Source organism: Butyrivibrio sp. XPD2006, assembly GCF_000420865.1.
Classification (GTDB): Bacteria; Bacillota; Clostridia; order Lachnospirales; family Lachnospiraceae; genus Butyrivibrio.
Window position 1 is genome coordinate 161616 of sequence record NZ_ATVT01000006.1, and the last position, 20016, is coordinate 181631.

Genomic DNA, 20016 nt, shown 5'->3' on the forward strand with positions numbered 1-20016 from the left:
CCGCCACAGAATGTGACAAGCGGCCCGGAACGGGCACAAAACCTATCCTATCATCAAATTCTTAAGATTTACCATCGAAATTTCTTAAGATTTCTTAAGAATTAAAAAATCCCACCACAAACGTGGCGGGAAATATTGTGTGTCAATCTGTACCGAGACTTCGTGACTCCCGTTTTTACATCCAGCTCTTTACTGTAGCGATTTCCTGTAAATATCCTTCATCGTCATTCGGGGTTTCCAGAATGAATGGCAGCCCGTCGAAAGCCGGGTGTTGCGCTATGCGCTTCATAGCTTCCATTCCGATGAAGCCCTGCCCAAGCTTCTCGTGGCGGTCTTTTGCGGCGCCACAGGGGTTCTTGCTGTCGTTGAAATGAACTGCCTTCAGTCTGTCCAGGCCGATGATCTTATCAAACTTGTCCAGAACGCCATCGAGGTCATTTACGATGTCATAGCCCGAATCCCAGGTATGGCATGTATCAAAGCACACTCCAAGCTTGTCCTTAAGCTCTACTCTGTCAATGATCTCTTTTAACTCCTCAAAGTTTCTTCCGACTTCGGAGCCCTTTCCGGCCATCGTCTCCAGTAGCACCGTTGTCTGCATTTCCGGGAAAAGAGCTTTATTCAGGCCGTCAGCAATCTGCTCTATTCCTGCTTCCGCTCCCTGTCCGGTATGTGAACCGGGATGGAAATTGTAGTACTGCCCTGGAAGATACTCCATCTTCTCAAGGTCTTTTTTGAGCATATCAAGTCCGTTTGCTCTTGTCTCAGGATTGGCCGAGCACAGATTCATGGTATAACTGCCGTGCGCTACAAGCTTTCCAAAGCTCTTTTTTGCAAGGACCGCTGAAAGCGCCCTAACGTCCTCGGGAACAATGTCTTTTGACTTACCGCCTCTGGGGTTTCGGGTGAACCACGCAAAGGTGTTCCCGCCAAAGTCCACCATCTGGCGGCCCATTGCTTCATATCCGTTTGTAACCGTTAAATGACATCCTATGTAGATCATGATTTTCTCTTACTTATTCAATAATTTGTTCTTCTGAGCCTCAAACTCCTCCTGAGTTATGACGCCGTCATCAAGGAGTTTCTTGAGCTTGGCGAGTTCGTCAGCGACCAGGTCTGTTGGCTGTGGCTGCTGATATGCCTGATATGTTGGCTGTTGTGGTGCCGGATTCTGCTGGAATCCGGGTACGCTGTTATACTGGCCCTGCTGCTGGTAATCATTCACAGGCTGGTAATAGCCGGCTGCCTGCATCTGCTCGGCCTTTCTCTTTTTTGATGTCAGCACTATCGCAAGGATGATTCCAATAACGATAAGAAACGCCAAAGCGCACAGGCCAATGATGAGCCAGATATTGATGAGCATAAATTCCAGATGAATGCTCTGATCGGGTCCCAGGTTCAAAAGGTCCCACTCAAGGGTTTTGCCGTCACTTGAAACCGATGTTGCGTTACTTGCTGTCGGTTTCACAGGAAGAACGACTGTCATCTTCATGTATCCGCCGCTCATGCTAAAGTAGTTCTTGAACGAGCTTAACTGCTCAGCTTCTGCACTGTCAAACACCTGCCAGTCGAGAACATACTTAAGCCCCTGCCTGGTATAACTCAGATTGCCCAGTTCACCGGAAAACTCAGACTGAGAATCTTGCACGGATTCATTCAGTTCATTTGCAGTCACATTTTTCCTGCTTATAAGAAGTCCCACAAACCCGTCCTGGTTGTAATCTTCCACTTCCCAGCCTTCATCGATAAGGTCCTGCCTTTCGCTCTCAGTGAATGCTTCCTCTTCATAGCCATATTCTGACATATCCATCATGGCGTAAAGCATGGATACATCAAGCTTTCCGTTACCCTTAACGGTAATGGTGGTGTTGAATCTCATGCATCCGGTAAGGCATATGGCACATACCAAAAAAGCCAGTGTCGCTCTAAGTTTTTTCAATTGTTCTATCCTCCTGATGTGCTTAGATGGGTTCCGGTATGCAGCCTTATACAGTCCTACACTTGTGGCCGGATGCGATTTCAAAATTGTATCTGACTATGCCAAGATCAATTTTGGTCATTGGTCCAAAGCCGGGCTTGATAACTGCATCTTCTCCGTCGATGCCTATGGAGAACTTCTGCTGGTTGAGGGCTGTTGGCGCCAGAAGTGCTGCTTCTATGCCCTCCTTGAACCAGTCAGGCATGTCTTTTTCCGAAACACTGCAGAGCTTCGAAAGCTCTTTTGACTTATGAGCGGAGCCCTTATTGAGGCCATAACCTATGGCAATTACGCAAAGGATCTTCTCCCCTGAATCGATGTCGGCTTTGCACTTGCCCTTGCCGTAAGTTCCTGCAACCCAGCAGGTATTAAGGCCAAGCATCTGAGCCTCAAGGACTATCTTTTGTCCGTAATATCCGCCGAGCTCGTCGAGATTATCAAGCTTCTTGGAGCCGACTATGGCTATGTAATTATTGACTCCCGTAAATTTCCCGTAGTGGGCCATGAATGTGTCAAAGCACTCCGGATCCCCTGTGATCAGCTGAATGTGAAGACCGCTCTCCTCGTTGCACTGCTGAATAAGGGTTTCGAGCGTAGTCCTTGCCTCCCCAACAATGTGATCAGCTGAGTACTGCCTTACACTGTGTCTTTCCCTAATTGCTTCCTTGATGTCCATACCTTCCTCCATATGATGTCTTATTTTCTTGCGTCTATCCTTACGAATGGCTTAAGGTCTTTTACCGCCTCTTTCTGAGTGATCTCGGTGTCGCCGTTATCGGTGTCGATGAGTTTGTAGCGGTCGTTGCCCATACCCAGTTCCTTCATGTAAGAGAGCTGTCTGTGGCCGTGTCTTGTTTCGATTCGCTCAACCAGGGCCTTGTGCTCTTCCTCGGTCATGGCGTAAACCAGATCGATGCACGCCTGATCGATTGCCAGGATGTCGGTTGAAGCCAGGATTCCTACGTTCGGAGTAACAACAGGCTCTGCGTCTACGCCTTCGCAGTCGCAGGAAACGCTCATGTTTCTCATGACATTCACATAAGTGATGTTCTTGCCGAAGTGGTCGATGGTGGCCTTGGTGGACTCAGTGATCTTCTCCATGAGTTCTTCCTCGTTTACGCCCCAGTCGTTGCCGTTCTTGGCGTGGATCCACATCTTGCCGACATGTCCGTCAGCACATCCGATACCTATATTCTTGTTGCTTCCGCCAAAGCCGCCCATGGTGTGGCCTTTGAAGTGGGTCAGCACAAACATTGAATCGTAGTCAAGCATATGTGAGCCGTGACTCATCTCTTTAAACCACTTGCCGCCGTTTACGGGAAGGGTTATTGTCCCGTCAGCGTCCATGATATCTACTTCCGTGAAGTCCCAGCCGTTGATAGCCAGTGTCTTTCTGTGATCTTCCGTGGTGTACCTGTCGCCTTTATAGAAGGTGTTGGTCTCCACTATTCTGGCGTCTTTAAGGCACGCCTCTTTTTCCATTACCTCTTTTACCCAGGACGGAGGTGTGATATTGGGACCTTTGGGCTCACCGGTGTGAAGCTTGATCGCAACTTTTCCGGTGATGTTTTGGTTCACCTTCTCAAACACTTTCATGATACCGGCTGCTGACAAATCTCTTGTAAAATATACAACAGATTCTGCACCTGTTCTCTCATCGTAGGGTACATATCTTGATCCGTCAGTCATCGCTTTGTTACCTCCTTTTTTGGTATGAATTCATTATAACAAAAAATGGTCATTATTCGTCATAGTAGTGGAATGCTGTGGCAAGTTCATCATAGCACTCCCCTCGGTTGCCGTAAGACAGATGATCGCCTGCGCTGAACAAGTAGCAGAAAGGCTTCTCCTCGCTGAAACGATATGGCAGAAATCCCCATAGCTTGTACATACTGTCAGCAAAAGACGAAAGATCACTGCCTTTGAAGTATTCTGCAAGGACGCCCATGAGTCTTTTGCCAAATTCCGCCTTATCAAAGTCGCGCTCTTCCATCAGCCTGAAAGTATGCATGACTGCATTCTTGGTTGTTTGGTACTTAAGCTCGGTGGCATCTTCATCCTCCGGATCAGCCATCAGAATTTCATCAAGAGCTTCCTTATAAAGCTCATCGTCTTGCAATCCCACACCGTACAGAAGAGCGAAGACATACAGATCAATGTATGTATATCTGCTTCTTGATGATTCGTTGCGCTCTTTGAACCACTCATGCTCCTGGTTGTGCTCTGTCAGCCACTCTTTTACCGTTTCCGCAGCTGATTTGTAGCATTCAAGGTCCTTGTAGCCGCCTCTTGCCCACTCCCTGACACGGTATTTCTCGGAGACTAAGGTGTAGCCATCAACCGGAAGGATTTTTCCAAACTCCTCTTTTCCGATTGTCACAGTACAAGGAGCGATAGGACCAAAGCCATAATCTGATTCAGATCCTACATACTCCATGCAAAAAGGGCATATAACAAGATAGTTCGGTCCGCTCTTAAGGTTGTAAAATCTGTCGCAGGTTTTGCAGTAAAACTTAGTCATCTAAAAATTCCTCGTTTTTGGTCCCTGGGGTCCATTTTATTCGTAGAGCAGGTATGGCTCTCGTTGAGCCTTGAAGGCCTCGATGTCGTCCTGCCATGAGGCTTTGATCTCGTCGGCGGACTTGCCGGCAATGATCTGCTTGCGGAGGTCATCGGAGCCGCTAAGGTAATCAATCCAATACTTGGCACCGTTTGGCTCGTTATCAAAAAAGTCCATGTCCGGATTGGCTTCGTGGAAATCGTTGTAGGCATCGATGAGGTAATTAAGATTGATGCCTGCTGCCCAGATGTCTTCTAAGGGTATGTCCGAAAGGTCTTTTCCATAGCAGAGTTCTCCCTCGAAGGGCGGGTTGTTTGCCCCCTCCATGTCCTGTGGCGTGAAGGTGTAGGGATTGGCCTCCTGCGGCAGGTACGGGCTTCCGTAGATCTCAAAAGGCATGTCTGTGCCTCTCCCCACGGAGACGTAGGTGTTCTCGAAAAAGCAGGTGGAAGCATAAAGGTAGACCGCACGCATGTCCTTCAGGTTTGGTGAAGGCCTGCGGATCAGGGTAGTCTTCATGTCGTGAGTGTAGTTCAGGCATGGGATAACAGTGAGGTTGCAGGCGTCTTTGCCTGCGGCAAGCCACCCTTCGCCGTTGATCATCTGTGCCAGCTCGCCCCAGGTCATTCCATAAACGATAGGAATCGGGAGCTGCCCCACTCTTGATTTATATTTCTCCTGAAGGATTGGGCCGTCAACGTAGAATCCGTTGGGATTGGGCCTGTCCAGGATGATAACTCCTTTTCCCGCCGACGCGCAGGCGTCCATCAGGTAGTACATTGAAATGTAATAGGTATAGTAGCGAAGCCCCACGTCCTGCATGTCTACGACGAGGACATCGAAGGTGTCCATATCCTCAGCAGATGGGTAGTGTGAATTTCCGCGATAGAGCGAGAGGATCGGGACTCCTGTCTTTTCATCTATTGAATCATTCACTGATTCTCCGGCATCTTCTGTTCCGCGGAAGCCATGCTCCGGAGAGAAGACAGCAGTGACATTGACGTCATGCTCTATCAGGGCATCGAGGATATGCTGGTCCTTGTCACCCACTATTCCTGTATGGTTGGAGAAAAGAGCTACTCTCTTACCCGCAAGTAGTGGGATGTAAACATCAAACTGCTCATCGCCGAGAGTTAAGGGTTGTTCGGCTTCAACAGCAGGATCCGTGATTTCCGGCTCAGGCTCTTCAGGCGCTTCAGGCGCTTCTGCTGTAGCTGCCGCAGATACCGGCTCCGAAGCAAACTCTTTTTCCGAATTATCTATGTCTCCGCATGCCACACAGCTGAGGGCAAGCGCGACTGTCATTATGATAGATAGCGGTTTTCTAAGCATTAATGTTGCTCCATGAAGATCATTGGGTGGGCGGTGCAGAACGGTGTCTGCGCCATGTATCTGCCTAAAGTGTCGTCGTTGTCATCCATGAGGACTACCGATTCAGGTGAAATGCCAGGAAAAAGCTCTTTTACCTTGTTAATGACAATCTGTGGCTTCTCGGCAGCTTCCAGGGTGTAGAAGCAGTGGTCGGCAGGGATTCCGTATAGACGCTCAACCATCTCCGATTTCCACTCCTCATGGCCATGGGGTTCTCTTGATATGCAAAAGAGCCTGTTCACATCGTGACTTTTGATGTAGTTGTACAGGGGCTCGAGCCTCTTGCAGTCTGCGTAGATGTTGACGTCCCTGAACTGTGGCGTACCGTCAAGCTCATGGTGGGCATGGTGCTCTCCGTAGTTATAGCTTGTCAACGTGCCGTCTATGTCGAAGAACACTACTGTATCCGGTTTATGTAGGATTTCCCATATTTTGCTCATATTGAATTTTTCTCCTGTGTTTGTGGTGCTCCATCTATTATAGCAAATCAGGCGGCATGTTATGTTAAAATGGTAGAAGCTAATTCTTGAATAAGGAGTATAGACTATGTTTAGAAAAATGAGAAGATTTGCCCAGCAGATACCTGAAGAAAATTGCATCGAGATCTTGAAAACCGAGCCCAGAGGTGTGCTCTCTGTTCTTGGCGATGACGGATATCCATACGGCATTGTGTTGGATCACTGGTACTGCGAGGAAGATGGCAAGCTCTACTTCCACGGAGCCAAGGAAGGTCATAAGCTCGATGCCATCAAGGCTTGCGACAAAGTCAGCTATTGCGTCTACGATGAAGGCTATCGCAAAGAGGGCGAATGGGCGCTGAATATAAACAGTGTTGTCATCTTTGGCCGCATGAAACTCGTCGACGACCCGGAGAAGGCCAGAGAAATCTGTACTCAGCTCTGTCGCAAGTTCACCGATGACGAAGAATATCTTCAAAAAGAGCTAAAAAATGCCCTGCCACGTGTCCAGTGCCTGGAACTGACACCGGAGCATATGACAGGGAAACTGGTTAATGAGTCATGAACAGAAAAAAGGCGCAGCCCAATGGCTGCGCCGCTAATTACTGCTTCCACTCTTCATATATCTTTTCTACATCATAGTCAGGAAGGTACTTCTCAGCTACGGAACAGATTCCCTTTACGTACTCTTCATCTTCTTCAACTTCTGAAGCTATGATTTCTACACTTTTACCTTTTAATAGCTTTTTGCAAATAAGCCCTATTAGGCTCTGTTCTTTTCCTATTTCTTTTCCTATTTCAGTTCCTTCATCCTTAGCTTCCTGAACCAGGATTCTTTCTCTATCCCATTGTTGCATATATTTCTTGGTTACCTCCGGTCTTTTCTTGATCTTTGATACGACTGTTTCGAGGTTGTTTACTTCAGGATTTGATGCGTTTATCTTCTCTCCTGATACTATATATTTTAACACTTCCATAAGGCGTTTTCCATGCGATGGAGACAGAGATTCATTGATCTTACCATTGCAGTATAAATACAAGTGTGATATCCCATCCATGTATTCAACGTCAGGATGAGTTGTCAAAACTGTACCTGCCTCATAGTAAATATCCCCTGCATCAAAAGGGTCATATGAAAGAATCGTGATTGACACAAAATTAGGCAAATTGTTATAGTTCATGCCAGATTCCAGATATCTGCTATCAATCAGGGAGTTGTAAAATCGTAATCTCTTTGGAAGAGATGCTTTATCTGCAATTCTGTTCTCCATTTCAACATCATAGATTGTTGCACTTACCTTCCCGTCTTCCTCTTCCGTCACATGTGCATCCAGCCTGATACCGTGGTATTTAGTATCAAAAGCCTGAAACTGTTTTTGTGCTGTCACCCGGATTTCCTTGATCTCACGGTCAAAAACTGTTCTTAGAATAGCCCCTATGACCACTTTTGCATCTTCCTCATTCTCAATAGAGCTGTCAAATAAGAATCCATCTATGAGGTTCATGGATTCCACTGCTTTTCTGGCATCAGCATAAGAGATGCCAATTTCCTGCATTTGCTTTGCAGGCATTACCTTGTTGTTCATAAAACTTTTCCTTTCTTTGATGAGATATTACCAGCGAAATGCTGATGCCTCTGCGAACGCAAAAGGCTTTGCTCTGAATGAGCGCGAAGATTATATTAGCACCAAATTCTTAAGATTTACCATCGAAATTTCTTAAGATTTCTTAAGAATTAAAAAGACCCACCACATAAAAGTGGTGGGAAAGCTTACTAAACCTGCAATCTATTTCTTATCCTGTCACTGTAAGAGACCGGAATGTCTTTTAACCCCGCAGGAATCACAAGGCGAATGACAACATATATCCGTGATCCGTGGCGTCTGTCGTTATCGCATTTTGTAGCAGTAGCACGAACTTCAACTTCAGGATCTTCGAGAAGCGGCAGAATCACATAATAGAGTTCATCCGCATCGAACGAAACAGTCCCCAATACTTTCCCTGTCACTATTTCTTCTACGACTGCCCTGTCTTCTCTAAGGTAGATGTTTAGAGGCTCTCCGGCTGTTGCCGATGCATCTTTTACAAATCCCCCAAACACAAAAATTTCCGACTTATCATCTTCTCCGACCTTCCTGCCGAGCTTTCTGGCGGCATCCGCCGGGAGGACATACTCCTGCATCATGAGGTGGAAAATGTCTTTTACCAGATCAGAAGTCGGCGTGGCATCGTAATCAGTTATGACTTCCTTGCACGCCTCAAGGACGCTCTTGGAAAAGAGCCTGAACTCCTCCATATCAGGGTCCCAGACAAATCTGCCTCTAGCCATCCTGGACAAAGGCAGCTCTTCATCATACATCTTGAACTGAACGTAGATGTTCCTCTCGGAAAAGGCATTCCTGTTCTCAAAGGCGTCCCAGGTAAACTCATAAGGATCATAGCCTGATTCGCTCTCCGATTCCCTGATCTTCCGGTAAGCTTCTATGACCTGTCTGATCTTATCATCATCTTCGGGATCTCTTTTCCCGGTAGGATCAGAGTCCGGATGATACAGGATCAGAAGCTTTTTGTATTTGGTTTTGACTGTCCTGGGATCATCCTTTTGCGACGCACCCAGGATCTTGTATGCTTCTTTTAATGTCATATCTCAAAAATGGTCCCCTACCTCCGTCCCCAGGGGTCAAAATTATCTGGTCAGTATGGTGTGGGCGGTGGTTACACAGAGGGATTTAGACCATGCCTTGGAGTCGCCGACTATGTAGAGTCGGTACTTGGCTCTGGTGACTGCGACGTTTACTATGTTGTTGTTGACCCATCTGATGGCACCACTGCTGGCATCGCCGGCGTCACATCCGAGAAGGAATATGACTTCATTTGCTTCCTTGCCCTGGAATGTGTGAACAGTGCCTATTTTTCTGTTCTCGTAATCGAGGATATATTCCTGGTCTATCTTCGTATCGGGATGGCTCTTACAGTAAGATGCAATGTATTCCTTTATCCCGGCAACGACACTCACAAAGGGCGAGATAATGTAGATATCGGGTTCTTTGCTCTTGGCAAAAGACATCTCTAAAAGCTCGCAAACTGCTTCTCCCTGTGCTTCAACGAAATGATTGCCGTTACCCTTCTCCTGCCCCGTTACATCTATCCACTCAGACTTATCTTTTGTAAGAGTAGCTCTGACTTCTTCCTTGGGACTCAACGTCTGCTGCTTCATGATCCCATTGTATGACAGATAATTAGAGATATCATACATAGGCGAAATGCAGCGTCTGTGAACAATCAGAGGGGAGCCTACCCACTCTTTTACCCCATTGCCGTCATCTAAATATGTACCAAGGAAGTTGAGTTTATCGGCAAAGCTTTGCACCGACACATTCTTCTGCTTGTAAAAGTTCAACTGTTCATCATTGAAAGCGTACTTGAGCAGCGCCAGATCATCGGTTACAACAGGCTCGATCTGCTTTGGATCACCCACAATTATGGCTTTTCTGCTTCTGTAGAGAGCGCCAACAGCCATCTGAGGCTGAGCCTGTCCGGCCTCATCCACTACCAGCATCCCTATGACTCCCGGCCTTTTGACATCCCTCAAAAAGCTTCCTACAGAGGCAAAGGTCGTCGAGATAACAGGCACAAACAAAAACAGCGTCTGCAGCAGGGCCGGTACCATCTGCTCTTTGTCTGTCTGCGAGAATTCAACCTTCTTGCCGTCATCCCCCATTCGAAGGCCCCAATACTGCCCAAGGGTTTTGAAATTATCCCTGCAATGATTGGAGCAGAGCACAAACTCCTTGTTCAGCCTCATCGCCAGAAAGAACAGCTTCTCCCTCTCCCTGTTATAGCGCTGGGTAAACCATGGATTGCTAACCTGCGCATCTGTCGAAGTCTTGGCATTAGGATCCAGCAGCGCGTCAACAAAAGTCTTATCAAGTGCCTTGAATTCACCCATCTGCCCACTCTTTTTTAGTTCTTCGAGAGCTCTTTTCGCTTTCTCTTCAGACACCTCAAGCTCCGCAGCCTTGCGCTCCAATCTATCAGCCAGTCCATAAACCGAGTCAAACTTCTTCCTGTTAAATATCTTTGTCAAAAGACCTACAGAATTCCTGTAATCAACAACCTGCCTATTAAGTTCGAGGATCTTATCGGAAATCTCGCCGCTTTCAGAAGCCATAACATGCTTCCTGATATCCTCAATCTCCGCCTGCATCCTGCGTACCTTGGACAGCTGGCTGTTAAACTCATCCCTTACTTTACGGTACTGCTCCCTTCGCTCTATCGCCGTTTCCGTCTTGCGATAGAAGTCTATATCAAGCTTGATCAGTGCCTCGCTGTAGAAACGGGAAAGATTAGACTTTTTACCCATAGGCGCAGCAATCAGTCCCCATGCATCATTGTCGTCGATTATCTTTCTGGCAAAGTTCGTAAAATATATGTCCTTATACTTTTCACCTGCCTTAGTCTCCTCTATGCATTCAGACTTCTCAAGGTCAAAAAGATCGCTGACCTCCTTAAGCGCCTCGATCATCTCCTCTGTGTCATTCTTCCCGGGCTCAAGGTCCTTTAGCACGCTCTTGGGAAGCTCTTTTGAAATATTCTCAACCGCCGCATTGTTGCATGACGTAACCAGCATACTGTAATCATTAACAGACTCGTCTTTTAACGAGTACCACCTCTTGATGTACTGCGAATATGCATGGCCATCCTTGTCTCCGTGCAAAAACTGATGACTCTCAAAAGCATCATCGGGATTGTTGTACTGCGAGAGCTTTATAGCCCTGTTAACTATATTCCCGACGATGATCTCCTTAAGCAGAGTAGTCTTGCCCGTGCCGGGAGGCCCGTTTACGGAAAAGATATTGCAGCTCCCCGCAGTGTTTATGGCAATCTCCTGCATCATCGCAGGCATATACTTTGAGGGCCATTTACCCAGAGGCGCCTTCATCGGATCCAGCAGTTCATTGAGCTTGTCCCGGTAAAAGAGCTTGTCATCGGGATTAACCAGATCGATCCTTGCAGATGGCTCAAAATCTGTAATCTCTATGTACTTCATCAGATCCTCAGTCATCTTCCCTTGTTCAGAGAGGCTTCCGGTCTTAACTTTGTCCAGCACCATGGCTATATCATTGGAAAAGAAATCATGGCTAAGTCCAAGATAGTTGTCGTCTTCCTTTTTGTCTTTTGTCGCTTCATCAGCATACATCTGGAAGGAGATTCCATAGACCTCCTCGTAAGGATCCACACCGTCTTCTGCAGCATGCAGGTTGCCGTCGATATACTTGTCCACAATGTAATTATACAGTGCGCCTATGTTTTCAAGCTTCACCGTTTCCACAGCCGCGCTTGTATTCTCTGTAATGTCAGAGCTCACTTTCTTATCTGTAAACTTGTCAAAAAACTTCTCCTCTATGCCCTTTACGTCCATAGCATAATCCTTGGCTCTCAGGTATTTAGACAGATCACCGTCAGAGTTCTTGAGCTTGCCAAGCGCCCACAGGATTGGAGAGAGCGACATAGACTTCTCCAAAAATCTACCAGCCGGGCTCAGCTGAAAACTTGCCATGGCGATTCTTTCATTAGTCTTCTCGGGCTTTCTTGAAATGCATGAAGAATCCACCTTTATTGACCTGGAAAGCTCCTCAACGCAAAAATCTCTTTTTACCTTGCCAACATAAACCGTGATGTTTCCCCACAGTTTCATTTTGCAGTCGCCGGCTTCTTTTTCTATTATCTGAAAAAGATCCTTATCCATGTCGTCGCTATCGAGCCTGATGAAGGTCTCAAGACACTTAAAGCTCTTTTTGCCTGCTGCCACTTTGGCCTTGTGTCTTTTAACCTTATTCATGATATCGTAGCTACCCGGATAAGAATCCTGTGATAAAAACTCTATTGCAAACCAGTAATTCAGTACTTTTTCAGCAAGTGTGCCTTCTGTCTTCCCCATTGTTGTCTTCCCCAACTTTTAATTTTTTAGCTCTTTATGATCACAAAATGGTCCCCTGACTCCGTCCCCAGGGGTCAAAAATGGTCCCCTACCTCCGTCCCCAGGGACCAAAAAATAAGGTAGACCAGTGCGAGTACCAGGATTACCAGGATGGCGTAGCCTGCAAGATATCCGGGATTACCCATAAACGATGCAAGCCACATCAGCGGAGTTCCCGGCACCGGCTGGTTTACGAAGAAGTAATTACATCCAAAATGTTTATCAAAAAGATAGATCGGTGGTACCACCAGACATAGGAATATTATAACCCAATGGATATGCTTTATTGAAGGTGATATCTCTTTTGCCTGATATAAAAGAAGCGGATAAAGAACCAGCAGGCCGTGCCAGAGATAGCTGTGAAGATTGATGAAGTTAAGAACGGGATAGTAGATTGTCCAGTCCGCGAAGATAAGCGCAGCAAGCGACGCCGGCATGATCAGCACTACTGCCACCTCGCCGAAGTACTTTTTCGCCTTGTCCCATGGGAGATACTCGCGCAAAAGAAATACGAATATCCCGATACTGCAGACGTGGAGCGGGAGGTAGCCGATGCTAAATCTTCCTACTGACATCAGGAAAAGATCTTTAAGCGCCTCCAGTATCAGCATGAAAACCGGGATTATCTTCATCACCCGTCTCTGCGTTCTAAGGCTCTTTTTCCTGATAACAGTCATTGCGGCTATTACAAGTAGCAGCGTTACCCCCACACTTAATAGATGGGCTGCTCCAAAAAGAGGATAGCCCATCTCCTGAGGTATGTCATTTTGTTGTTTCCAAAAGTATTCCATAGTCTGTTGTCAGTTCAGCTCTTCAGCATGCGCTTGTTCTCATACATCTTTTCATCTGCGCTGTGAAGTATATCGTTATAACTTCTGTCGGAATCCGGAGTTTTGCTCTCAAAGCCCACGGCGATCGTCACCGGTTCAGAGGGATTGCTGCTGTTATATGCCCGTATTCCTTCTTCCAGTTTAGGGATGAGATTTGAAGTGATGGCACCACTTTCGGGCTTTTTGATTATCACGCTGAACTCATCGCCACCTATACGATAGCAGATACCTTCTTTTCCAAATGCTTTCTTTATTATTCTGGCTGCACTTATTATATATCTGTCGCCTGCCTGATGTCCCTTGGTGTCGTTGACTTCCTTTAAGTTATTCAAGTCCATGGAAACAATGCTGTACTCTTTTTCTTCGGCAAGCTTTTCAAGGTCATGATTGAAGGCGGTTCTGTTGGCAAGACCTGTCATGGCGTCGGTATTGGCAAGCTCTTTGTAGTACTCCGCCTTTCTTCCCCTCTCGATATCCTTCAGGGACTCAACGATATTGTTATAGGCAAGAAGCACTATATAACACAGTATAAGCACACGGCCCCATACATCATTCTGGAGCCTCATTCCGGTCCAGTAATAACCTATCTCCAGACCTGTGACTGCGATTAGCACAAGCATTGATGCCGTGTTAAAGACAGCCATTTCATCTCTTTCACTCTTTTTGGTCCTTAGCACATTTATAGCTGCCGCGAGCACATATACAATGGCTACCCCCCAGGTCAGGTGTGTGATAATGACAGTCTCCTTGAGGTCCATTACCCCTGTCACCGCAAGGCTGATTACCACAATAAAGTCCAGGAACGAAAGAAATATAGGAATCCTGTATAAGAACTTATCCTTTTTCCATAAAACCGCATGGATATACATGACATAAGGAATCGGAATGAATATCAGGATCAGAAAGGCAAAGACACCGGCCAGTGCACGATTGGTCATCAGAACAACCATTGCGTTGGTTTCTCCGGCAGACCAAAGGCCTATGAGCAGCGCTGTAAGACCAATATAAGCCATCTTGGATCTGCCCGAATTCACGCGTCTTGTCGCATACGAATACACGATCATTATAAGGCCGAAGAGAATATCCAGGATGGATATGATAAACACCGGTATCGAGCCAACAATAATCATTGACCTGATATTGTAATAATCCCCGGCCGAATATTCAGGAGCAGCCGGAGGTTTAGTCCTCTCATAATAAGCTTCAAGCCTTACTGTTACAGGCTTGTTTGCATCAGAAATGCGTACAAAGTGCCATGTAGTTCCGGTTGAGCGAATGAAAATAGAACGAGAGCCAACGCACTCGTATATGAGATCATCTCCTGAATAAACCCATACATCATCGGTGACTGCGGTAAAAGAAAGACATCCGCCGGCTTCTACAATCTCGGAAGCATCCAGCGTGGCGTGATAGACATCATCAGAATCAATTGTCTCACTAACAGGTGATATGGCAACTTCGGTATCCCCGGGAAACATCCGCTCAGGAATCAGCGCAGCACTTTTAAAAGCATACACCACAACAATGATGCATGCTATAGCCATAAACAGGGTATATATCTGATTTAGACGTTTATCCATATCAACCTCATTAATTATTATGAGCTGCTATGTCTTAGATTCGTGACCTTCTTCGATCCTCGTGAGTCTGGTAGAAGGCTCTTTTATCTGCATACATGGCGTTGTCTGCCCTGTGGAAAACGTCGGTATAGGTCTTGTCTGTTTCAGGGTCATAGGCTGCGAAACCTACAGAAATAGACATATCTATACCTGCATCCTTGAAAACAGGCATGATCTTGTTTTTCTTATCAATTATGATTCTTAGTTTTGCGATCAGATCTGACGGATCCTGATTATCAAGAATTGCAACGAACTCATCGCCACCAATACGATAGATCCTGTTTCCGCCAAATACTTCACGGATTTCGTTTGCAGTCTCGATGATAAGCCTGTCACCCTGGTCATGACCCAGATCGTCATTTATCATCTTCAGCTGATTGATATCAAATACAACAACCGAGAACACAAGGTTCTGGTCGTATCTCATCTTTTCTTCCAGAATCTGCAGATATTCCATGTAGGAAGTTCTGTTATTCAGTCCCGTCAGTCCGTCTATATAAGCATGTGATCTGATGATCTCTATCTGCTTTGTCAGTCTCATCTGCATGATTACTATCTTTTCTTCAAGAAGTTTGATGGCGTCATGCATGTCTTTATCAATATCCGCTTCACTGACGTTAAAATACCCGTCGCTGTCATCTGCGACCTCCACCTCATCCATAAGTGTCTGGATACCGCTCGAAAGATCGTTCATCTTCCTGATCAGGGTAACAAAGAATTTGCTGTACTGACCGGCAATGGCAATTGCAAGAAAAATACTCACAATCAGGGCCGCAGAAATGAAGATCATAATAATATGGCGCAGCTGCTTAATCTTGTTCTGATACCAGTCTGCGCTGAAGTCAGCAGCCACAATTCCGGCCACATCTCCGTTTGAATCAAAGACAGGTGAATAAGAACTGTAGAATGTTCCCCATTCATCAGCATATGGCTTTTCATCAACACCGGCTTTACCTTTACTTGCAGCATACAGAGCATCCGTATACACGATAGGCGATCCGAACTCACCCGGATCCTCAATAGTAGGATCTACGCCAAAGACAAATTCTTTCTCACTTACCTGAATTATGCAATATATGTATTCAAGCTCGATATTGTCCTGAAAGTATGTAAGCGTCTTCATGACATTCTCATACTCAGGAGACCCGTAGTCATCAGCTGTTATCCTGGCCAGTTCATCACCATTGAGCATCGCTGCTGCCGTATTGGAAATATCAAGCATACGCTCATTGATCTGAGTTCTCATTGCCTTTGCCGCCACGGTACTGAGAACATATCCAAAGATAACGTTGAAGATTACGAGTCCGATGCAGATGATTATCGTATATCTGGTTGCCCGGTCAAGTTTCTTCATATTCCAAAATAAAAACATCTGTAATCGTATTTACGTTACTTACTACAATTATAGCACTTGTCCTGCGGAAAAGATTTTAAATAACTATAAAAAAATGACCCCTGGGGACGGGGTCATGGGACCATTTTCAGATGAACATCATGAGCATGACAATTGCGAAGCCTGCAGCAAAGGCAAGGGCGCCGCGGTCGTTGTCCTGCTTGAGGGCGATCTGCGGAATCTCCTCGATGGTGGTATAGACAAGGGCTCCGCCGGAGACCGACATGATATACGGCAGAAGGCCCGGGAATAAAACAACAAGCACTACCGTGATAATTCCAAGAAGCGGTATCGGTGCACCGGACACAACTCCCATAAGGAAGGCCTTACCTGTCTTGGTTCCTGCATCTCTAAGCCAAAGTGAAACGTTCAGCGCTTCCGGAATATTCTGAAGCGCGATTGCCACAGCCAGTACAAATGCGACCGATGACGATATCCATTCAGTCTCCATGAAATGAGCTGCATATATTGCTCCCAGAGCTATTCCCTCAGGAATATGATGGATCACTTCCTTAAGTACTGCCTTGATCTTAGGGCTTAGCTTACTCTCCGGCCCCTCGGTTATATCTGAGTAAACATGCGTGTGAGGTATGAATTTATCAAGAAGGATCTGGAATATCACGCCCACACAAAAGCATATTGTAACAGGTACAATCCCCTTATGTGCACCGGAGCTGAACCCTTCAACCGCAGGCTCTATCATTCCCCATACTGCTGCCGAGAGCATGATACCTGAACTAAAGCCCACCAGCACAGCTCTCATCTTGTCTGAAAGCCGGGTCTTCTGAGCATATATGATCAGCGAACCGAGCAGTGTTCCCACAAGCGGGATAAGCATACCGAAAATTGTCTCTGAATCCGAAAGTGTATTAGAGCTGTCCAGATGTGTTATCAGCGCACGGAAGCCAATGAACAACAGGATAGTTCCTCCCATGATCTCGGATCCGGCTTTGTAGCGATCACCAAAGACACTTCCTATCTTAACTCCCGCCATTGAAATCAAACATGTGATTACGCCAATGATGATAACCGCGATCACAACATTGATAAGACTTCCGAAATCAATAATCTTAACCGGCACAGCGACAAAAGTGATACCGACCGCCAGCGCGTCGATGCTTGTGGCTACAGCCATCATGAACATTGTCTTGACATCAAATCCCGGAGAGACTTCCTCATCCGGGCCAAGCGCCTCTTTTATCATATTGCCACCGATAAGTGACAGCAGTATAAACGCCACCCACGGCGCAACCATGCTGATAAGCTTAACAAAATTGGAGCCTACCAGATACCCTATAAGAGGCATCACTCCCTGAAAGGTTCCAAACCACACGCCGCACAAGAGGTATTCTTTCTTTGTGACCTTGCCGGCTGCCAGGCCCTTACAGATAGACACCGCGAACGCGTCCATTGCCAAACCTACCGCCAAAAGCAGTACTTCAAATAAGCCCATAATCAATCTCCTAAAATGAAAAATAAAAAGACCAAGTACAGAAAAACTATACTTGGTCATCAATTCGAAATATAGACTCCATGCATAGTTCTTCCATCAACAACTATACATGAGTCTCGCAATTTAAAACAAGCCAGGCCGGATGGCCAGTATGTTGACTTGCTACGTCTCAAAACGCTTGCTACTCCCTCATGGGAAATATGAGAAATCTTATCATTAAATCGTGATACTGTCAATGCTTCACTTCAAGGTCATTGTCGTTTCCCATTTTAAGCTTTCGTGTAAGGATATCAATGTAATCAAGCGTCAATGTCGACGGATGTATAGCCTTCGGAAGTATATATCCGATTTCCATATAATCATTAACATTTAAAGGCTTGGCTATAATATTCGGACCGTTGAGCTCCTTACTTATTATACCGCTGCAGATGGTGTAGCCGTTCATACCTATCAGCATGTTGAACAGCGTTGCCCTGTCGCGGACGATTATCTCTTTATCAGAATCCGCGGTACTGAGTATCTCCTCGGAAAAATAAAACGAATTGTGTGAGCCCTGCTCATAGGACAGGCGGGGATAGGGCTTTAAGTCCTCCAGCGACAGACTCTTTTTCCCTGCAAGCGGAGATTTCCTTCCGATAAAGACATGAGGCTTAACCCTGGCAAGCGATGTAAATGTCAGGTTATTATCACGCAACGTTTTATTGATGACCGTCTCATTAAACTTGTTCAGATAAAGAACTCCTATCTCACTTCTGAGCATGGCGACATCCCGGATTATGTCGTAAGTCTCGGTTTCTCTCATGTGAAATTCATACTTGTCACCGCCGGCTTTCCGCAGCAGTTCAACAAAGGCTTCCACCACAAATGAATAGTGCTGGGACGAAACAGAGAACCTGTGCTTACCTGTAACCGTCCCGCTGTACCTCTCCTCGATCAGATTGGCCTGCTCCAGAACCTGCCTTGCGTATCCCAGAAATTCTTCACCCTCCCGGGTCAGCTCGATTCCTTTTTTAGATCTGTTGAAGATAGTTATATTGTATTCCTTTTCAATCTCCTGAATGGAAGCTGTCAGACTGGGCTGTGCGATATAGAGCTTCCTCGCCGCATCGGTGATGTTTCCTGTATCTGCCACAACCGTGATATATCTAAGCTGTTTAAGAGTCATCTTTTTCCTCCGGAATAGTCATAGATTATATCTGCAATTATACTGCTTATCCATAGATAAAATCTATTATCAAAAGACATCTTTTTATATTTTACCGCTCGCCCGGCCGGCTTTATACTTTCTGAAACAAGAAAAAAGTACGGAAAAGGGAACCGGAAAACATGAAGATATCAGAGATTTACAAGAACAAAAAAAGGACTCTTTCCTTCGAGATATTTCCTCCAAAGAAAGATTCCCGGCTTGATAATATAGATGACACCCTGGATGTACTTGCAGAGCTCAGCCCGGATTTCATCAGTGTGACCTTCGGAGCCGGCGGATCCTCCAACTGCAACAGGACCATAGAACTGGCCAAGAAGATCAAGTACAAATACGGCATCGAGCCCGTGGTCCATCTCACCTGCCTTCACTATGACAGCGCTGAGATTGAAGAATTTGCCCGCGTTCTGAATGCCGAAGGCATCGAGAATGTCCTGGCCCTCAGAGGCGACAAAAGCGATAAAGTACCTGAGAAGAATGTCTTCAGACACTCCTCCGACCTTATAAACTTCCTGAAACCCGGCTATGATTTCTGCTTCCTCGGAGCCTGCTATCCGGAATGCCATCCCGAATCTCCCGACAGGGTCAGTGAACTAAGGCACCTTAAGTATAAAGTCGATGCCGGTGCCGAGGCACTTATTTCACAGCTCTTTTTCGACAATGATGCGTTCTTTAATTTCAACGAAGAATGCAAGATCGCAGGTATTGATGTCCCTGTGATCCCCGGTGTAATGCCGGTCATAAACGCTGCCCAGATCAAGAGAATGATCAGCATGTGCAACGCATCTTTCCCTGAGAGATTCCAAAAGATAATCAGGCGCTACGAGGATAACAAGGAAGCACTCTTTGACGCAGGTATGTCTTATGCCCTCAGCCAGATAATCGATCTGCTTGTGAGCGATATCCCCGGAATCCATCTCTACACCATGAATAATCCTGCAGTTGCAAGAAGGATCTGTGAGGGCATAAAGAACATAGTCTGACAGTCATTACGATGTCACATTATTTTTTGATATGGAATGCTGCCATTCCGGGATAAACGGCGCTTGCTCCGAGCTGCTCCTCGATGCGAAGAAGCTGATTGTATTTAGCAACACGCTCTGAACGGCTTCTTTCTTTTTCAGGCCACAATAAAAAAGACGCCCGGGTCTTATGACCCGGACGCCTGTA

The 20016-nt window shown here is 46.2% G+C and carries 17 protein-coding genes and 1 pseudogene; 2 read left to right on the top strand and 16 right to left on the bottom strand.

Annotated elements, in window-relative coordinates:
* Window positions 1-175: 175 nt before the first annotated feature.
* The 7 genes from G590_RS0108950 to G590_RS0108980 are packed head-to-tail and all read right to left on the bottom strand — an operon-like array spanning window position 176 to window position 6349.
* The gene (locus G590_RS0108950; RefSeq protein WP_022765329.1) at window positions 176-1003 is read right to left on the bottom strand and encodes a deoxyribonuclease IV; all 828 of its coding nucleotides are present in this window, start codon (window positions 1001-1003) and stop codon (window positions 176-178) included.
* Window positions 1004-1012: 9 nt separating this feature from the next.
* Complete coding sequence (locus G590_RS21645; protein WP_022765330.1) at window positions 1013-1939, bottom strand: LppM family (lipo)protein; 927 nt, start codon at window positions 1937-1939, stop codon at window positions 1013-1015.
* A 46-nt stretch (window positions 1940-1985) separates the two neighbouring features.
* Window positions 1986-2654 (bottom strand): nitroreductase family protein, encoded by a 669-nt coding sequence (locus tag G590_RS0108960; protein WP_022765331.1) that lies wholly within the window; start codon window positions 2652-2654, stop codon window positions 1986-1988.
* Window positions 2655-2674: 20 nt separating this feature from the next.
* Window positions 2675-3667: a DUF362 domain-containing protein gene (locus tag G590_RS0108965; protein WP_022765332.1), complete on the bottom strand. Its 993-nt coding sequence runs from the start codon at window positions 3665-3667 to the stop codon at window positions 2675-2677.
* A 52-nt stretch (window positions 3668-3719) separates the two neighbouring features.
* Window positions 3720-4499: a hypothetical protein gene (locus G590_RS0108970; protein ID WP_022765333.1), complete on the bottom strand. Its 780-nt coding sequence runs from the start codon at window positions 4497-4499 to the stop codon at window positions 3720-3722.
* A 36-nt stretch (window positions 4500-4535) separates the two neighbouring features.
* Entirely contained in the window at window positions 4536-5870 is a 1335-nt protein-coding gene (locus G590_RS0108975) for an exo-beta-N-acetylmuramidase NamZ family protein (RefSeq protein WP_022765334.1), read from the bottom strand.
* The gene (locus tag G590_RS0108980; protein ID WP_022765335.1) at window positions 5870-6349 is read right to left on the bottom strand and encodes a hypothetical protein; all 480 of its coding nucleotides are present in this window, start codon (window positions 6347-6349) and stop codon (window positions 5870-5872) included. Before G590_RS0108980 ends, G590_RS0108975 begins: the two co-directional genes overlap by 1 nt.
* Before the next feature lie 106 nt (window positions 6350-6455).
* Between G590_RS0108980 and G590_RS0108985 the strand changes: the two genes are divergently transcribed.
* Entirely contained in the window at window positions 6456-6932 is a 477-nt protein-coding gene (locus tag G590_RS0108985) for a pyridoxamine 5'-phosphate oxidase family protein (RefSeq protein WP_022765336.1), read from the top strand.
* Between the two features lie 37 nt (window positions 6933-6969).
* Here the strand turns inward: G590_RS0108985 and G590_RS20570 are convergent, their stop codons facing one another.
* The 8 genes from G590_RS20570 to G590_RS0109030 form a co-directional block, all read right to left on the bottom strand.
* Window positions 6970-7953 (bottom strand): Rpn family recombination-promoting nuclease/putative transposase, encoded by a 984-nt coding sequence (locus tag G590_RS20570; protein WP_022765337.1) that lies wholly within the window; start codon window positions 7951-7953, stop codon window positions 6970-6972.
* A gap of 188 nt (window positions 7954-8141) precedes the next feature.
* A complete protein-coding gene (locus G590_RS0108995; protein WP_022765338.1) occupies window positions 8142-9011 on the bottom strand; it encodes a J domain-containing protein in 870 nt (289 codons plus the stop codon).
* 42 nt (window positions 9012-9053) lie between these two features.
* Window positions 9054-12308 (bottom strand): DEAD/DEAH box helicase, encoded by a 3255-nt coding sequence (locus tag G590_RS20575; protein ID WP_022765339.1) that lies wholly within the window; start codon window positions 12306-12308, stop codon window positions 9054-9056.
* Window positions 12309-12382: 74 nt separating this feature from the next.
* Entirely contained in the window at window positions 12383-13138 is a 756-nt protein-coding gene (locus G590_RS0109005; RefSeq protein WP_081641033.1) for a YwaF family protein, read from the bottom strand.
* Window positions 13139-13152: 14 nt separating this feature from the next.
* Window positions 13153-14757: a GGDEF domain-containing protein gene (locus G590_RS0109010; RefSeq protein ID WP_022765341.1), complete on the bottom strand. Its 1605-nt coding sequence runs from the start codon at window positions 14755-14757 to the stop codon at window positions 13153-13155.
* Window positions 14758-14791: 34 nt separating this feature from the next.
* Window positions 14792-16150: a sensor domain-containing diguanylate cyclase gene (locus tag G590_RS0109015; RefSeq protein WP_022765342.1), complete on the bottom strand. Its 1359-nt coding sequence runs from the start codon at window positions 16148-16150 to the stop codon at window positions 14792-14794.
* A 127-nt stretch (window positions 16151-16277) separates the two neighbouring features.
* Window positions 16278-17642: a manganese efflux pump gene (locus G590_RS21830; RefSeq protein ID WP_022765343.1), complete on the bottom strand. Its 1365-nt coding sequence runs from the start codon at window positions 17640-17642 to the stop codon at window positions 16278-16280.
* 232 nt (window positions 17643-17874) lie between these two features.
* Window positions 17875-18807 carry a LysR family transcriptional regulator gene (locus G590_RS0109030; RefSeq protein WP_022765344.1) on the bottom strand — a complete coding sequence of 311 codons (933 nt, stop codon included), beginning with the start codon at window positions 18805-18807 and terminating at the stop codon, window positions 17875-17877.
* 161 nt (window positions 18808-18968) lie between these two features.
* Between G590_RS0109030 and metF the strand changes: the two genes are divergently transcribed.
* Complete coding sequence (gene metF, locus G590_RS0109035; RefSeq protein ID WP_022765345.1) at window positions 18969-19829, top strand: methylenetetrahydrofolate reductase [NAD(P)H]; 861 nt, start codon at window positions 18969-18971, stop codon at window positions 19827-19829.
* Between the two features lie 19 nt (window positions 19830-19848).
* Here metF and G590_RS21760 read toward each other — a convergent pair.
* A pseudogene (locus tag G590_RS21760) lies at window positions 19849-19956 on the bottom strand (hypothetical protein); the annotation flags it as partial.
* Window positions 19957-20016: the final 60 nt, after the last annotated feature.

What these genes read in the sequence shown, in the direction of transcription:
- G590_RS0108950 (WP_022765329.1), bottom strand. Translation starts at nt 1,003, where the DNA reads ATGATCTACATAGGATGTCATTTAACGGTTACAAACGGATATGAAGCA.
- G590_RS21830 (WP_022765343.1), bottom strand. Translation starts at nt 17,642, where the DNA reads ATGGGCTTATTTGAAGTACTGCTTTTGGCGGTAGGTTTGGCAATGGAC.
- metF (WP_022765345.1), top strand. Translation starts at nt 18,969, where the DNA reads ATGAAGATATCAGAGATTTACAAGAACAAAAAAAGGACTCTTTCCTTC.
- G590_RS0108975 (WP_022765334.1), bottom strand. Translation starts at nt 5,870, where the DNA reads ATGCTTAGAAAACCGCTATCTATCATAATGACAGTCGCGCTTGCCCTC.
- G590_RS0108980 (WP_022765335.1), bottom strand. Translation starts at nt 6,349, where the DNA reads ATGAGCAAAATATGGGAAATCCTACATAAACCGGATACAGTAGTGTTC.
- G590_RS0109010 (WP_022765341.1), bottom strand. Translation starts at nt 14,757, where the DNA reads ATGGATAAACGTCTAAATCAGATATATACCCTGTTTATGGCTATAGCA.
- G590_RS0108970 (WP_022765333.1), bottom strand. Translation starts at nt 4,499, where the DNA reads ATGACTAAGTTTTACTGCAAAACCTGCGACAGATTTTACAACCTTAAG.
- G590_RS0109015 (WP_022765342.1), bottom strand. Translation starts at nt 16,150, where the DNA reads ATGAAGAAACTTGACCGGGCAACCAGATATACGATAATCATCTGCATC.
- G590_RS0108995 (WP_022765338.1), bottom strand. Translation starts at nt 9,011, where the DNA reads ATGACATTAAAAGAAGCATACAAGATCCTGGGTGCGTCGCAAAAGGAT.
- G590_RS0108965 (WP_022765332.1), bottom strand. Translation starts at nt 3,667, where the DNA reads ATGACTGACGGATCAAGATATGTACCCTACGATGAGAGAACAGGTGCA.
- G590_RS0108985 (WP_022765336.1), top strand. Translation starts at nt 6,456, where the DNA reads ATGTTTAGAAAAATGAGAAGATTTGCCCAGCAGATACCTGAAGAAAAT.
- G590_RS20570 (WP_022765337.1), bottom strand. Translation starts at nt 7,953, where the DNA reads ATGAACAACAAGGTAATGCCTGCAAAGCAAATGCAGGAAATTGGCATC.
- G590_RS0108960 (WP_022765331.1), bottom strand. Translation starts at nt 2,654, where the DNA reads ATGGACATCAAGGAAGCAATTAGGGAAAGACACAGTGTAAGGCAGTAC.
- G590_RS20575 (WP_022765339.1), bottom strand. Translation starts at nt 12,308, where the DNA reads ATGGGGAAGACAGAAGGCACACTTGCTGAAAAAGTACTGAATTACTGG.
- G590_RS0109005 (WP_081641033.1), bottom strand. Translation starts at nt 13,138, where the DNA reads ATGGAATACTTTTGGAAACAACAAAATGACATACCTCAGGAGATGGGC.
- G590_RS0109030 (WP_022765344.1), bottom strand. Translation starts at nt 18,807, where the DNA reads ATGACTCTTAAACAGCTTAGATATATCACGGTTGTGGCAGATACAGGA.